Genomic DNA, 15481 nt, shown 5'->3' on the forward strand with positions numbered 1-15481 from the left:
ACCGCGCAAGAACGGGGTTTGACAGGTGTTTCACCTGGGCTGAAACGTTTTAGTGATGAGTGTCGGAAGGCGACTTTACACCGGCACCGGAGAACAATTGGTCCACATCGGCAGCATCGAACAGGTAGCGCTCATTGCAGAACTGGCAGTCGATTTCGATATGGCCGCCATGTTCGGTGACCAGATTCTGCGCATCTTCAAGACCCAAGCTGGTCAATGCAGTGCCCGAGCGCTCACGGGAGCAGCTGCATTTGAAAACAACGGTTTCGTCGTCAAACAGGCGCACGGTTTCTTCGTGGTACAGGCGATGCAGGATGGTTTCGTTGTCCAGACTCAACAATTCTTCAGCCTTGAGGGTATCGCCCAGCGCCAGCAATGTGTTCCAGCTGTCTACGCGCTCATCTTCATCTTTGGTTTTGTCGGCCGGCAGTTGCTGCAGGAACATGCCGCGGGCACGTTTGCCATCCGCGACCAGCCAGAAGCGGGTCGGCACTTGCTCGGACATGACAAAGTAGTTGGTGAAACAATCCGCCAGGGTTTCGCCGTTCAGATCCACAATGCCCTGGTAACGCTTGCCAACGGTCGGATCGATAGTAATGGCCAGTACGCCGTTGGGCAGCAGGTCTGCAAGGGTCGCATCCGGCGCAATCCGCTCGGCGTCGAAACGGGCAATACCGCGAATTTCACGGTCGCTGGTGCACTCGATCATCAGCAGCGGTACCGGACCTTCAGAGCGCGCCTGCAGGCTCAGAAGACCATCGATTTTCTGGTTGCCCACCAGCAACGCAGCCGCTGCCATCAGCTCACCCAGCAACTGCTGGACCGGCAGCGGGTAATTATGTTTGGCCAGCACTTCAGCGTAACTGTGCTCCAGCGAAGCCAGCTCGCCGCGGGCATCACAGGTGTCGAACATGAAGCGTTGGGTGGCATCGGTTTTGTTTAAGTCGGACATAGGAATAAGATTCTAAAAGTGGTTACTAAATGTGTTCGAGCCTGTAAACAGACTGCAGATATTAAGGCTAATAGCCCTATATGGCGTCACACATGAATGGTTACAAGCCCCCGGCTAGCCAGACACGACGCACGGTCGGTGAGCCATTGACGGCCAGGCAGCCCTTGGGGGAGCAGGGCTCCCACAAGGATTGATATAGGGCACAGAGCTAATCCGCGGCGCCAGAATCATGAAACTGATGCAACTGGCGGCGTTGTTTCTTGGTTGGTTTACCATCGCTGATAATGCCCATCGCCCCCGATTTTCGCATCGCTGCCAGGCTTTCGCGCTTGGCAATGCTCTGCCCGGTTTCGGCGTACAGCAGTTGCGCTTCAGGAGCGCCGCGGCGCACCACCGACAAGGCTTTGACCTCTACAGTACGCTCTTCGAGCCCTACACGGATTTGCAGCTCGTCGCCAATCCGTGGCTCTTTGCTCGGTTTGCAGCGCTCACCACGGCAGTGCACCTTGCCGCTCTCAATGGCGGTCTTGGCCAATGCACGGGTCTTGTAAAAACGTGCAGCCCATAGCCACTTGTCCAGACGGACCTTGTCGTCCTCTTCCTGTTTCTGCGCCATTGGAACCCCCTTCACCAGATATTCGGAACTGTACTACGTCTTTTGATGATCCAAAGAAGGAACCCGCTCGATAGAATTCCGTCTGCTGCAATACCTGTGCTGAAAACACAGCACAGCGTACGCGCAGATAACTGTCGCCATTTACCGGATATTCTGCGTGAATACCGACTTTATGCTTTCGAATCGGCGTTCGCCGATTGTTTTACCTGCAGGGTCTGCCCTGCGGCCTGGATACGTTAATCGCCGGTTACTTATATTGAAGACTTTTGACCATTTGACCGTTGTCGGTCTGCGCGAGTGGGTGGCGCTTCCCGATCTGGGAGTCGCGGGCCTGCGGGCGAAAATCGACACCGGTGCCAGTACCTCCAGCCTGCACGCCACTGAAATCGAGCCGTTTGTGCGTGATGGTGTCGAGTGGGTACGTTTCAATGCCCATTTGGGAACGCTGGTACAACTACGCCACCGCCGGTGCGAAGCGCCGCTGGTGGCGATAAAAACCATTAAAAGCTCCAACGGCCATACCCAGGTGCGTTATGTGATCCGCACCGGTCTGGCACTGGGTGATCGGGTGTGGTCGGTGGAGTTCACCCTCGCCTGCCGCAAATCCATGCGTTACCGCTTGCTGCTGGGCTCAAAAGCGCTGATCGACGGCCAGTTGGTGGTCAATCCAGAGCTTAAATACGTACAAGACAAGCCGGTGTTTCCGGTCACTACTACCTCTGCCACAGGTGTTGCATGAAGATCGCTGTGCTGTCGCGTAACCCGCGTCTGTATTCCACTCGTCGTCTGGTTGAAGCCGGTATCGCACGAGGCCATGAAATGGTAGTGATCGATACCCTGCGCGCCTATATGAACATTGCCAGTCATAAGCCGCAGATCCATTACCGCGGCAAGCCGCTGGAAGGCTTTGATGCGGTGATCCCGCGCATTGGTGCGTCAGTCACGTTTTATGGCTGCGCGGTATTGCGCCAGTTCGAAATGATGGGGGTTTTCCCGCTCAACGAATCGGTGGCAATCGCCCGCTCGCGAGACAAGTTGCGCTCGCTGCAACTGTTGTCGCGCCGCGGCCTGGGCTTGCCCGTGACAGGCTTTGCCCACTCGCCGGATGATATTCCGGACCTGATCGAGATGGTCAATGGTGCACCGCTGGTGATCAAGGTACTGGAAGGCACCCAGGGTATCGGCGTGGTGTTGTGTGAAACCGCCACCGCGGCCGAGTCTGTGATCGAGGCTTTCATGGGCCTCAAACAGAACATCATGGTGCAGGAGTACATCAAGGAAGCCGGCGGTGCGGATATCCGCTGCTTCGTGGTGGGTGACAAGGTGATTGCGGCCATGAAGCGCCAGGCCAAGCCCGGTGAATTCCGCTCCAACCTGCACCGCGGAGGCAGTGCCAGCCTGATCAAGATCACCCCGCAAGAACGCATGACCGCCATTCGTGCGGCCAAGGTCATGGGGTTGAGTGTGGCCGGGGTCGATATCCTGCGCTCCAACCACGGCCCGCTGGTGCTGGAGGTGAATTCCTCGCCCGGGCTGGAGGGGATCGAAACCACCACTGGCAAGGATGTGGCCGGGCTCATCATTGAGCATCTGGAAAAAAACAGCACGCCGCACATGACCCGGACCAAAGGGAAAGGTTGAAAGCAGCCACCCCTGACAACTCTGCAGGAGCGAGCTTGCTCGCGAGCGGTTAGAAGCTCGCGAGCAAGCTCACTCCTGCAGACAGGTCGAAGGCTTTAAACCGCCCCTCTGGGCAACATCAGGCCCAGCGGCAATCGCACCCGGGCCTCAAGGCCTCCGCCGGCACGGTTACGCAGTTCAACATTGCCGCCGTGCATGGAGGCGATGCGCTTGACGATGGCAAGGCCCAAACCTGTCCCCTTGCCGCCACGCGCACGGTCACCGCGGATAAACGGATTGAAGATGTCTTCAAGCTCTGAAGGGTCGATGCCCGCCCCCCGGTCCATCACACTCAGCACCACATACGGCGCACTGGTGTCGCCGGAGACGTAGGCGGCCACTTCCACGTTATCCCCCGCATGGTGCAAGGCATTGCCGATCAGGTTATTGAGCAAGCGCTTCATCGAGACCCGACGCAGCGCAAACGGCTGAATCGGCTGCAGGCGCAAACTCACTTGATGTTCGTTCTGGTTGTAAGGCGCCACGACTTCGCGAATCAGTTCACACAAATCGACCTCTTCGACCGGCTCATCGCGCCCGTCACGGATAAAGGCCAGGAACTGATCAAGAATCGCGTCCATATCTTCAATGTCGCGCACCATGTCGTCGGACAGGTCGCTGTGGTTGCCCATCAGCTCCAGAGACAGGCGCAAGCGGGTCAACGGCGTTCGCAGGTCGTGGGACACCCCGGCGAGCATCAGTTCGCGTTCACGGCCAGCCTGCTCCACATCTTCTGCCATTTGATTGAAGGCGCTGTACACCTCGGTCATTTCGCTCGGTGTATCACTGATCGGCAGCCGTACACTGCGCCCCTGCCCCAGTTGCCGGGCGGCATAAACCAGACGCTTGAGCGGCTGGTTGAGCTGACTGACGAATATCCATGCCGACGCCGTCGATAACAGGCCGATGGCCAGGAACCAGCCCAGCACACTCCAGATTTTCTGTCCGCGTAACGGATGCGGGTACAGCGGCACTTTCAGCCAGCCATCGCCAAGGCTCGGGGCACGTACCCACAACGCGGGCGGCGCATGCATGCGCAAGCGAACTTCGGTATCGGCACCCAGCTCTGCCTGCATCTGGCGCTCATAAATCTCACTGTACGGCCAGTGCTGCTCGCCTTCAGGTACGCCACCGCCGACCACCCGGATCAAACCGGCCGCATCGGCAATTTTTTCGCGATTTTCTTCATCGGCTGCCCAATAAGCGCGCAGGGTCAAAGCCACGCCATGGCTGTACTGGCGGTCGACCAGCATGTCTTCGTTCATCAGCAGATAAACCAGGGTCAGGGCCTTGGAGAACAGTACGACAATGAGGACCAGCCACAGGGTGCGGGAGAAAAAACTTTGGGGGAACCACAGAGGGGTTTTCATAGACAGCCGTCTTAACACTTTGCAGGAGCGAGTTGTGAGGCTCGCAAAATTTGGAATCGCGAGCCTTCGGGCATCCGGGTACCGGAAAGGCTCGCTCCTACAAATGATCCGTCACTTGGTCGCGTTGCCGTCCGGCACGAACACATAGCCTACGCCCCAGACAGTCTGGATATAGCGCGGTTTGGACGGGTCAGGTTCGATCATGCGGCGCAAGCGGGAAATCTGAACGTCGATGGAACGCTCCAGGGCATCCCATTCACGGCCACGGGCCAGGTTCATCAGCTTGTCGCGGGTCAACGGCTCGCGGGCATGCATGACCAGCGCTTTAAGCACGGCGAACTCGCCGGTGGTGAGCATGTGAACTTCATCGCCACGCTTGAGCTCGCGGGTTGCCAGCGACAACTCGTAATCACCGAAGGTAACGCTTTCGTCTTCGCTGCCCGGTGCACCCGGTACCGGCGCTGCCTGACGACGCAATACCGCACGCACCCGCGCCATCAGCTCGTCAGGGTTGAACGGCTTGGCCAGATAATCGTCCGCGCCCAGTTCCAGGCCCTTGATGCGGCTCAGTTCGTCACCTTTGGCGGTCAGCATGATGATCGGCACACGGTTGCCCGCAGCACGCAGGCGGCGGCAAGCGGACAGCCCGTCTTCACCGGGCAGCATCAGGTCCAGCACCACCAGGTTGAATACCTCGCGGGCCAGCAAACGGTCCATTTGTTCCACGTTCGGCACAGCGCGGGCGCGATAGCCCTTGCTGACGAAGAAACGTTCCAGCAGGCTGCTCAGCCCCGGATCGTCGTCAACGATGAGAATTTTTTCGCCTTCTGCCGCTTGTGCAATGCTGCTCATTAGATGCTCCTGTGATCTCGGCGCGCATTATGGCTTAGCTGCTGTCATGCGCATGGAGTGCATTGTTAGCAGATTTTTCCTCCGCGAACAGCACGCAGACCAATGTGCGCCGTAGCGTAGCCCCCTGAATTCGGGAACGCTGGTTATAATGCGCCGCCTTTTGTGTCGGGCAACCTTGGATTTTCAAAGATCGCGCCAGAATTTATTTTTTCAAGTCCTGGCGTAATGTGCTGATTTCGCGGGTCAACAGGCCGCCCTTTTGGCCCAGGCAGCGGCCCCGTTAAGGTCGCTCAACCAGCCTCGCAAGCCAAGAAACCCGGGCATGCGAGCCTGCTTCACAATTTGTCAGGTGGTTTTATGGACAGCATCAACAGCCGCATCGCCGAAGAACTTGGCGTGCGCCCGCAGCAGGTCGAAGCGGCCGTCGCGCTTCTGGATGAAGGCTCCACCGTACCCTTCATTTCCCGCTACCGTAAGGAAGTGACCGGCAGCCTGGATGACACCCAGTTACGTCATCTGGAAGAACGCCTGCGCTACCTGCGTGAACTCGACGAACGGCGTATCAGCATCCTCGCCAGCATCGAAGAACAAGGCAAATTAACCCCGGAACTGGCCCGCGACATCAAACTCGCCGAGACCAAGACCCGCCTTGAAGACCTGTACCTGCCGTACAAACAGAAGCGCCGCACCAAGGGTCAGATCGCTCTGGAAGCGGGCCTGGGTGAACTGGCAGACGGTCTGTTCAACGACCCGACACAAACCCCTGAAATCGAAGCAGCACGTTTTGTCGATGCCGAAAAAGGCGTGGCAGACGTCAAGGCAGCACTCGACGGCGCCAAGTACATCCTCATGGAGCGCTTCGCCGAAGACGCCAGCCTGCTGGATAAACTGCGCAGTTTCCTGAAACAGGAAGCGATCCTCAGCGCCCGGGTGATTCCCGGCAAAGAAGAGGAAGGCGCCAAGTTCCGCGATTACTTCGAACACGACGAGCCGCTCAAAAGCATGCCGTCGCACCGCGCGCTGGCGATTTTCCGTGGCCGCAACGAAGGCATTCTCAGCTCCTCGCTTAAAGTCGGCGAAGAGCTGCCGGGCACCATGCACCCCGGCGAAATGATGATCAGCGAGCGTTTCGGCCTGCAAAACCAGAACCGCCCGGCTGACAAATGGCTGGGCGAAGTGGTGCGCTGGACCTGGAAGGTCAAGCTTTACACCCACCTTGAAACAGACTTGCTGGGTGAGTTGCGCGACGGGGCAGAAACCGAAGCCATCAACGTGTTCGCCCACAACCTGCATGACTTGCTGCTGGCCGCACCTGCCGGCCCGCGCGCAACCCTGGGCCTGGACCCGGGCCTGCGTACCGGCTGCAAGATTGCCGTGGTCGATGCCACCGGCAAAATGCTCGAATACGCCACCGTGTACCCGCACGTGCCGCACAACAAGTGGGATCAAACCATCGCCGTCATGGCCGCCCTGTGCGCCAAGCACTCGGTCGAACTGATCGCCATCGGTAACGGTACCGCCAGCCGCGAAAGCGACAAGCTGGTGATTGACCTGATCAAAAAATACCCGGCTCTGAAAGTCACCAAAGTGATGGTGTCTGAAGCCGGTGCTTCGGTGTACTCGGCGTCAGAACTGGCCGCCAAGGAATTCCCCGACCTCGACGTATCGATCCGTGGCGCGGTGTCGATTGCCCGCCGCCTGCAGGATCCGCTGGCAGAGCTGGTGAAAATCGATCCTAAATCCATCGGTGTCGGCCAGTACCAGCACGACGTATCCCAGCTCAAGCTGGCACGCGGCCTGGACGCCGTGGTTGAAGACTGCGTAAACGCCGTGGGCGTTGACGTGAACACCGCATCGGTGGCGCTGCTGGCCCGCATCTCGGGGCTCAATGCCACACTGGCGCAAAACATCGTCAGCCATCGCGATGAAAACGGCGCGTTCAAAACCCGCGCGGCACTGAAAAAAGTCAGCCGTCTGGGCGAAAAAACCTTCGAACAGGCTGCCGGTTTCCTGCGGGTAATGAATGGCGACAACCCGCTGGACGCTTCTGCGGTTCACCCCGAGGCCTACCCGCTGGTCAAGCGCATTGCCTCGGACACCGAGCGCGACATTCGCTCGCTGATCGGCGACGCGAGCTTTCTCAAGCGTCTTGATCCGAAGAAATTCACTGACGAAACCTTCGGCCTGCCGACCGTCACCGACATTCTCCAGGAGCTGGAGAAACCTGGCCGCGATCCGCGTCCCGAGTTCAAGACTGCCGAGTTCCAGGAAGGCGTCGAAGACCTCAAGGACCTGCAACTGGGGATGATTCTGGAAGGCGTGGTGACCAACGTGACCAACTTCGGTGCCTTCGTCGATATCGGCGTCCATCAGGACGGCCTGGTGCATATTTCGGCCCTGTCCGAGAAATTCATCAAGGACCCGCGTGAAGCCGTAAAAGCCGGTGACGTGGTCAAGGTCAAGGTCATGGAAATCGACATTCCACGTAAACGCGTGGGTCTGTCGATGCGCATGAGCGACACCCCCGGCGAGAAGATCGACGGGGCTCGTGGCGCGCGTCCGGGTTCGGCACCGCGCCAGCAAAACACTGCGCCGCGTAAGGAAACCGTGGCTGCGGCCCCGGCCAATAACGCGATGGCATCGCTGTTTGCCAACGCCAAACAGCTGAAAAAACGCCCATGACGCTCCCCGACGGCCTGACCCAAAGCGCCTTCAGCGAGCTGATCGGTTGCCGCGTGCAGTCGGTGCAAGACGGTATTGCGCAGGTTGCACTAAGCCTGGAACCGCAACTGCGCAACCGGGGCGGCAAACTGCACGGCGGGGTTTTGTTCAGCCTGGTGGATATCAGCATGGGGCTGGCGTGTTCCAGCGTCCATGGCTTTGACCAGCAGAGCGTGACCATCGAGTGCAAAATCAACTACATCCGGGCAGTGTCCGAAGGCGAAGTACTGTGCATCGCCAAAGTCATTCACCCCGGAAGGCGCACCCTGGTCGTCGAGGCAGACGTGCTGCAAGGCGACAAACTGGTGGCGAAAGCCCAAGGCACCTTTGCCGTCCTGTAGCCGCCGGCAGGTGAATTGAGTTAATTTCGGCGCTGCAAGGGGCAACAGGCCCTGATGCAGTGCCGGAATTCGCTTGAAGCGCCGGGACCGAAACAAAGACGGGCGACACATTACAAGCCAGGCGACAACGCCAGTTTCAACTTCACCCTTGTAGACCGTCCTGACCACCCCCATATTGGGGCGACTGACGCGTGAAGGAATCCAACTTGAGCCAACTTCTCAACCGCCGCCTGGCTCTGCTCAGCGAGCGCGCTAACCTCTCACTGCTGGAGCAGTGCCTGCACGGTATCGAGCGCGAATGCCTGCGCGTTACGGCCAATGCCCGCCTGGCGCAGACCCCGCACCCCGAAGAACTGGGCTCGGCACTGACCAACGATCAAATCACCACCGACTATTCCGAGTCGCTGCTGGAGTTCATCACCCCGGCCCTGCCTGATCCGGCAGAGACGCTGGCCAGCCTCGACAAGATTCACCGTTTTGCCTACAGCAAACTCGGCAACGAGTACCTGTGGAGTCCTTCGATGCCGTGCCCGTTGCCGGCCGAAGAAGATATTCCGATTGCCTACTACGGCACCTCCAACATCGGACAGCTCAAGTACGTGTACCGCAAGGGCCTGGCCCTGCGTTACGGCAAGACCATGCAGTGCATCGCCGGCATTCATTACAACTTCTCTCTGCCTGAAACACTGTGGCCGGTGCTGATGAAGGATGAAGGCTTTGTTGGCACCGATCGCGACTACCAGTCCAACGCCTACATCGCGTTGATTCGTAATTTCCGTCGTTACAACTGGCTGCTGATGTACCTGTTTGGCGCTTCCCCTGCGCTGGATGCGGGTTTCCTGCGCGGCCGTTCCCATCAGCTGGAACAGCTGGATGCCGATACGCTGTACCTGCCCTACGCCACCAGCCTGCGCATGAGCGACCTGGGTTACCAGAGCAACGCCCAGGCCGGCCTGACGCCATGCTACAACGACCTCAACAGCTACACCGACAGCCTGCGCAAAGCTGTGGCCACGCCTTACGCGCCCTATGTCGAGATCGGCACCCACAAAGATGGCGAATGGGTGCAGCTCAATACCAACATCCTGCAAATCGAAAACGAGTACTACTCCAACATCCGCCCCAAGCGCGTGACCTACACCGGCGAACGGCCGATTCAGGCCCTGGTGTCACGTGGCGTGCAGTATGTTGAAGTGCGCTTGCTCGACATCAACCCGTTCCTGCCCGTGGGCATCGATTTGCCTGAAGCACGTTTTCTGGATGCGTTTCTGCTGTATTGCGCGTTCCAGGAAAGCCCGCAATTCGACAATACGACCTGCAGTGATTGCTCATCGAACTTCCTCAGCGTGGTCAAGGAAGGTCGCCGTCCGGGCCTGCAATTGCAGCGCAATGGCCAGCCGGTCGACATGAAGGAATGGGCGGCAGAACTGCTGGAACAGATCGCGCCACTGGCCGCACTGCTCGATGCAAGCCATGGCGGCGACGCCCACAGCAAGGCGCTGGACGAACAGCTGGCGAAGGTCAATGACGTGTCACTGACGCCTTCAGCCAAAGTCCTGGCCAGCATGATCGAGCACAAGGAAAGCTTCTCCCAGTTCTCGATGCGCCAAAGCCTGGCCCATGCCGAGTTCTTCCGTAACGAACCGCTGAGTGCTGAAGATCAGGCTGCATTCGAAGAAAAGGCCCGCAGTTCGCTGGTACAGCAAACCGAACTGGAACAGAACGAAGTCGGGGATTTTGATTTGTTCGTCGCCTCGTATCAGGCGAGCATTCTGGCAATCAGTAACTAAAAACCCTTACCCGACCCTGTCCTTTGAGACGGGGCCGGGGTGAGGGAGCGCGGGTTACAGCGCCTTCTCGAATATCTTGGAATTACGCTGAAAGTTGTACAGCGACGCACGCGCTGCCGGCAGTCGCTCGACGCTGCTCGGCTCAAAGCCACGTTCGCGGAACCAGTGGGCCGTGCGGGTGGTCAGCACGAACAGGGTTTTTAGCCCCTGGGCCCGGGCACGGTTTTCGATGCGTTCCAGCAGCTCGTCACCACGACGGCCATGGCGATACTCAGGATTCACCGCCAGACACGCCAGCTCCCCCGCATCCGAATCGGCAATCTGATACAGCGCCGCACAGGCGATGATCATGCCTTCACGCTCAACCACACTGAACTGCTCGATCTCGCGCTCCAGCACTTCGCGCGAGCGGCGTACCAGAATGCCCTGCTCTTCCAGCGGGCTGATCAGGTCGAGCAAACCACCCACGTCTTCAATCGCCGCTTCGCGGGTCACTTCGAATTGTTCCTGGGCCACCAGCGTACCGCCGCCGTGACGGGTAAACAGTTCGGTCAGCAACGCGCCATCTTCGGCGTAGCTGACGATATGGCTACGGGCCACGCCGCCACTGCAGGCCTCGGCAGCCGCCTCCAGCAGTTCGGCCTGGTAATCGCTACCCAGACGCTTCATGTGCGCCGGTACCTGTTGCGGACGCAACTCACGGACCAGATGCCCGGTCTCGTCGAGCAGGCCCGATTCGGCACCGAACAACAGCAGCTTGTCAGCCCCCAGGTCGATAGCGGCGCGGGTAGCGACGTCTTCGCAAGCCAGGTTGAAAATCTCCCCTGTCGGCGAGTAGCCCAACGGTGACAACAGCACGATCGAGCGCTCGTCCAGCAGGCGGTTGATGCCCTTGCGGTCGACCCGGCGCACTTCGCCGGTGTGATGATAATCCACACCCTCGAGCACACCGATCGGGCGCGCCGTGACCAGGTTGCCGCTCGCCACCCGCAGGCGTGAACCCTGCATCGGCGAAGAGGCCATGTCCATCGACAGGCGCGCTTCAATGGCAATTCGCAGCTGGCCGACGGCGTCGATTACACACTCCAGGGTCGGCGCATCGGTAATGCGCATGCCTTGGTGGTAACGCGGCACCAGGCCACGGGCTTCAAGCCGGCTTTCGATTTGCGGGCGCGAGCCATGGACCAGCACCAGCCGCACGCCAAGGCTGTGCAACAGCACCAGGTCGTGAACTATGTTGCCAAAATTGGAATGCGCCACACCGTCGCCGGGGAGCATGACGACGAATGTGCAGTCGCGGTGAGCATTGATGTAAGGGGAAGCATGACGCAGCCAGTTAACGTAATCGTGCATAACCAGAGCCTGTAAAAAAATGAGCAGCCTGAAAAGGGCAAAAACAGCGAACGCACAACGGGCTGGTGGTTATCGTCGAAACATACTTGGCAACACGCGTGTTCTCCTTGTGTATGGAAATGGCGAGAAGCTGGCTTGCCAGCTCCCACCTTTTTGCTAGGTCAGGCAATAGTGTCCGATCAGCTGACTCAATAGACGAACTGTCGGCTGCAAACGTGACATTTCCAGGTGTTCTCCCGGTTGATGGGCGCAGGCGATGTCGCCGGGGTCCAGCACTATGGTTTCGCAGCCAAGTTGCTGAAGATAAGGCGCTTCGGTACCAAACGCCACTGCTTGCGCGCGATGCCCGGTGAGGCGCTCGGCTACCCGCACCAATTCAGCGTCGGCAGCCTGTTCAAATGGCGGCACACCACCGGCAATCGGCGCGAAGTCGATCTGCACTTGATGCCGCTCCGCCAAAGGCTGCAGCTTGCTGCGAATGATTGCCCGCAGCTCGTTCGGGTTCATGCCCGGTAAAGGCCGCAGGTCAAACTCCAGCGAACACTGACCGCAAATCCGGTTGGGATTGTCGCCACCGTGAATGCAGCCAAAGTTCAGGGTCGGTTGCGGCACGCTGAACTGCGGGTTGCGAAACTCGTTGAGCCATTGCTGGCGCAGGCCTTTAAGCTCGCTGATGGCATCGTGCATGGCTTCCAGCGCACTGTGGCCTAGGGCAGGGTCCGATGAATGGCCGCTGCGCCCCAGAATATCGATGCGTTCCATCATCACGCCCTTGTGCATGCGGATCGGCTTGAGCCCGGTAGGCTCCCCGATCACGGCAGCGCGCCCGAGGGGACGTCCGGCTTCGACCAATGCCCGGGCGCCTGCCATCGACGTTTCTTCGTCGCACGTGACCAAAATCAGCAGTGGCTGTTTGAACGGCTGATCAAGCAGCGGACGCACAGCCTCGATCACCAGCGCAAAAAAACCTTTCATGTCACAACTGCCAAGGCCTACCCAGCGATTGTCGACTTCCGTCAGCTTCAGTGGATCGGTCTGCCACAACGCTTCGTCGTAGGGCACGGTGTCGCTATGCCCCGCCAGTACCAGCCCGCCGGGGCCGCTGCCAAAGCTGGCGAGCAAATTGAACTTGCCCGGATTGACCTGCTGGATATCGCAGTTGAAACCCAGCTCGGCGAGCCAGGTCGCCAGCAAGTCGATCACCCCTCGATTGGATTGATCCAGATGGGGCTGGGTGCAACTGACCGACGCGGTGCCGATCAAGGCAGCGAACTGCTCTTTCATGGAAGGTAAAGGCATGCGCTGACTTCCTGTTGGCTGGGCGAGGCCCATCATAGAGCCATCCAGCAGGCAGAATAAACCCGTGCGACGCGCCGGGGCGGCTTGTCCTGTACACTGCACGGCCTTGGCAGCCACACTTTTCCCGGCTGCGCACCGATCCTGGATTTTCCGGCCATGCAAAAAGAAACTGAAATCAAACTCCGCGTCAGCCGCGAAACCCTCGCCGCCTTGCGCGAGCACCCACTGCTGAAAAAGCGCAACAAAAGTGGCTGGGAAAGCCGTGAGTTGTTGAACCAGTACTTCGACACGCCTGAGCGCGACCTGGCCAAGGCCAAGGTTGCCCTGCGCCTGCGCCGTGATGGCGAAGAAGTTATCCAGACCCTCAAGACCCGCGGCCAGAGCATTGCCGGGCTGTCGGAGCGTAACGAATACGACTGGAAGCTGGCGAAAGCCAAGCTCGACACCAAAAAACTCGACGGCGAATGCTGGCCCGAAGAGTTGGCCGAGCTGGACAAGAAAACCCTGAAACCGATCTTCACCACAGATTTTGTCCGCGAACGCGCTGAAATTTCCTGGGGCCGCGGCAAAGCCAAAGTCGTGATCGAAGCGGCGCTGGACTTCGGCCATGTGATTGCCGGCAAGCAGAAAGAAGAAATCTGCGAGCTGGAACTCGAACTGCGCGAAGGCGAGCCGGCTGCATTGCTGGAACTGGCAGCCGAGCTGGCCGAGAAGCTGGCCCTGATGCCATGCGACATCAGCAAGGCAGAACGCGGCTATCGCCTGTTCGACGCCAACAGCTATGCCGTCAGCCTGCCGGCACCTGTTCTGACCCCGCAAACACCGCTGGACGACGCCTTTGCTGCGCTGGCCTGGCACCTGTTGGGCAGCAGCCAGCGTCTGGCCGAGCAGTACCGTTTCAATGGCCACTGGCGTTTGCTGCAAGACTGGGTTCAGCAACTGACTGACCTGCGGGCACTGGTCAGCAGCCTGGGTCAGGCCGCACCACGTCAGTCCACCAGCGCGTTGCGTGCCGAACTCGATGCCTTGCTTGAAGACTGGCGCCCGCTGGTACAAATCGGCCAGGACGACGAAGACGTGCGTAAAGCCGCGCCGGAGCAGTTCCTGGAAGAGCTGGAAGATCCACGCTGGGGTCAGTTCTCGCTGAACACCTCGCGCTGGTTGATGGCCCGCAGCTGGACCATTGATCGCGGCACAACCCGTGGCAATCGCCAGGGTGCTGCGCAGCTGGCCAGCTGGTTGCCGCGTCTGCTGTCGGACGAAGCCATCGCCCTGCGTCTGAACCGCTACCAGCAACAACCCGAAGATCTGGCCGAGCAACTGCCACGCATCGAACGGATTCAGGCATGGCTGCGCCTGGCGCGTAACGTGCTGGAAATCCCGGAAATCGATCGTTTGTACGGCGAAATGAACAAACTGCAGGAACTGGCCAACCAGCCAATCTCTGAAGATGCCGAGAGCAACGACTTGCTGCTCAACGCTCGCAAGCAGCAAGCGATTGCGGTGTACCAGAACCGCGCCTGGAAAACCCTGCTGCGCGGCTAAGTACCCGGCCTCTGCAGGAGCGAGCTTGCTCGCTCCTGCAGCTGCAGCCCTACTTCGTGCCTTTGGGCATGTCCGCGTCAGGGGTACGCCAGATCAACCGTGTGGTGTCATAGCCCTGTTGTTGAGCCTTGTTCAGCAACTCCTCACGGGTTTGCTGATCGATCTGCGGCTTGCGTGACAGCAGCCACAAATAACGCCGGTCCGGATTACCCACCAGCGCCGTGCTGTAGCCATCCCCCAGGTACAACACCCAGTAATCGCCCTTGGTCACCCCCGGCAGCAGGGATGACACCCAGTTGTCGAACTCGACCCACAGCTTGTCGGTTTTCCCCGCAACCTGGGGCGTCGCTGTGCCCGTGGCTTCTTCCCACTTGCCTTCTGCAGTCCGGCAACGGTTCAGTACTGCAACGTTACCGTCCGGCTTGAGACTGTAGTGCGCCTCGGATTGTGCACAGTTGCGCTGGAAGAACATCGGCAACCTTGCCTGTTCGTACCAGGTGCCCTGATAACGCTTGAGATCGACGCTTTCGACGGTTTTGGGGGCCAGCGAATCAGTGTCGGAAGTGGCGCATCCGGCCAACAGCAGCGCAGCGCCGAGCGAAGCTAAAAGACCTTTCATCGCAAACGCTCCTTAGTCCTTACTTCAGACCCTGACCCGAGAAGATCAGTACTTTATCGCCCGCATATTGCACGCTGATAAAGCTGGTCTTGTCACCCCAGGTGCAGCTCGACATACCCAGTGCACCGGAACAATCGGTCGGGCTACCCAAGAGTTTTTCGACCTCGGCCTTGGTCATGCCGGCCGACAGTTTTGCGTAATTTTCCTGATTGACCTTGCTGCATGCCGCCAGCAAAACGCAGAACGACAACATCGCCAAAGAACGCAACTTCATGGAAAAGCTCCTGATTGAGAAAGTCGGCCGAGCCGCCTGATGCAAGCTTAGAAGAGAAAAGTTCGGGGT

General features: G+C 59.2%; 14 protein-coding genes. 6 read left to right on the forward strand and 8 right to left on the reverse strand.

The features are described 5' to 3' along the window. Nucleotides 1–49 precede the first annotated feature (49 nt). The gene (hslO, locus tag JQ848_RS21190) at nt 50–952 is read right to left on the reverse strand and encodes an Hsp33 family molecular chaperone HslO (protein WP_003438680.1); all 903 of its coding nucleotides are present in this window, start codon (nt 950–952) and stop codon (nt 50–52) included. A 208-nt stretch (nt 953–1160) separates the two neighbouring features. Beyond that, nucleotides 1161–1568: an RNA-binding S4 domain-containing protein gene (locus tag JQ848_RS21195; RefSeq protein WP_003438678.1), complete on the reverse strand. Its 408-nt coding sequence runs from the start codon at nt 1566–1568 to the stop codon at nt 1161–1163. A 256-nt stretch (nt 1569–1824) separates the two neighbouring features. Between JQ848_RS21195 and rimB the strand changes: the two genes are divergently transcribed. Both rimB and rimK read left to right on the forward strand, forming a co-directional pair. Continuing rightward, nucleotides 1825–2307, forward strand: coding sequence for a retropepsin-like aspartic endopeptidase RimB (gene rimB, locus JQ848_RS21200; RefSeq protein ID WP_003438674.1), 483 nt, complete (start codon nt 1825–1827; stop codon nt 2305–2307). Next, nucleotides 2304–3209 carry a 30S ribosomal protein S6--L-glutamate ligase gene (rimK, locus tag JQ848_RS21205; RefSeq protein ID WP_003438671.1) on the forward strand — a complete coding sequence of 302 codons (906 nt, stop codon included), beginning with the start codon at nt 2304–2306 and terminating at the stop codon, nt 3207–3209. The genes rimB and rimK overlap by 4 nt, the downstream gene beginning before the upstream one ends. Before the next feature lie 95 nt (nt 3210–3304). Here the strand turns inward: rimK and JQ848_RS21210 are convergent, their stop codons facing one another. Both JQ848_RS21210 and ompR read right to left on the reverse strand, forming a co-directional pair. After that, on the reverse strand, nt 3305–4618 hold the full coding sequence (locus tag JQ848_RS21210) for an ATP-binding protein (protein WP_003438670.1): 1314 nt from the start codon (nt 4616–4618) through the stop codon (nt 3305–3307). A 111-nt stretch (nt 4619–4729) separates the two neighbouring features. Next, a complete protein-coding gene (ompR, locus tag JQ848_RS21215) occupies nt 4730–5470 on the reverse strand; it encodes an osmolarity response regulator transcription factor OmpR (protein ID WP_003438667.1) in 741 nt (246 codons plus the stop codon). A gap of 357 nt (nt 5471–5827) precedes the next feature. On the opposite strand from ompR, the gene JQ848_RS21220 reads away from it, so the two are divergent. The 3 genes from JQ848_RS21220 (at nt 5828) to gshA (ending at nt 10322) form a co-directional block, all read left to right on the forward strand. Continuing rightward, a complete protein-coding gene (locus JQ848_RS21220) occupies nt 5828–8152 on the forward strand; it encodes a Tex family protein (protein WP_003438664.1) in 2325 nt (774 codons plus the stop codon). Continuing rightward, nucleotides 8149–8532: a PaaI family thioesterase gene (locus JQ848_RS21225; protein ID WP_003438660.1), complete on the forward strand. Its 384-nt coding sequence runs from the start codon at nt 8149–8151 to the stop codon at nt 8530–8532. Before JQ848_RS21220 ends, JQ848_RS21225 begins: the two co-directional genes overlap by 4 nt. A gap of 206 nt (nt 8533–8738) precedes the next feature. After that, nucleotides 8739–10322 (forward strand): glutamate--cysteine ligase, encoded by a 1584-nt coding sequence (gshA, locus tag JQ848_RS21230; protein WP_010656312.1) that lies wholly within the window; start codon nt 8739–8741, stop codon nt 10320–10322. Between the two features lie 54 nt (nt 10323–10376). On the opposite strand, the gene argA is transcribed toward gshA, so the two are convergent. Both argA and argE read right to left on the reverse strand, forming a co-directional pair. Then, on the reverse strand, nt 10377–11675 hold the full coding sequence (argA, locus tag JQ848_RS21235; RefSeq protein WP_003438654.1) for an amino-acid N-acetyltransferase: 1299 nt from the start codon (nt 11673–11675) through the stop codon (nt 10377–10379). 156 nt (nt 11676–11831) lie between these two features. Next, nucleotides 11832–12974 (reverse strand): acetylornithine deacetylase, encoded by a 1143-nt coding sequence (gene argE, locus JQ848_RS21240; protein ID WP_202211133.1) that lies wholly within the window; start codon nt 12972–12974, stop codon nt 11832–11834. Between the two features lie 156 nt (nt 12975–13130). Between argE and JQ848_RS21245 the strand changes: the two genes are divergently transcribed. Next, nucleotides 13131–14519, forward strand: a complete 1389-nt coding sequence (locus tag JQ848_RS21245) for a CYTH domain-containing protein (RefSeq protein ID WP_003438648.1) — start codon at nt 13131–13133, stop codon at nt 14517–14519. A 49-nt stretch (nt 14520–14568) separates the two neighbouring features. On the opposite strand, the gene JQ848_RS21250 is transcribed toward JQ848_RS21245, so the two are convergent. Beyond that, complete coding sequence (locus JQ848_RS21250) at nt 14569–15138, reverse strand: lipocalin family protein (protein ID WP_003438640.1); 570 nt, start codon at nt 15136–15138, stop codon at nt 14569–14571. A 19-nt stretch (nt 15139–15157) separates the two neighbouring features. Further along, nucleotides 15158–15412: an outer membrane protein assembly factor BamE domain-containing protein gene (bamE, locus tag JQ848_RS21255; protein ID WP_003438636.1), complete on the reverse strand. Its 255-nt coding sequence runs from the start codon at nt 15410–15412 to the stop codon at nt 15158–15160. Nucleotides 15413–15481: the final 69 nt, after the last annotated feature.

This window comes from Pseudomonas paraversuta, from assembly GCF_904067025.1.
GTDB lineage: Bacteria > Pseudomonadota > Gammaproteobacteria > Pseudomonadales > Pseudomonadaceae > Aquipseudomonas > Aquipseudomonas paraversuta.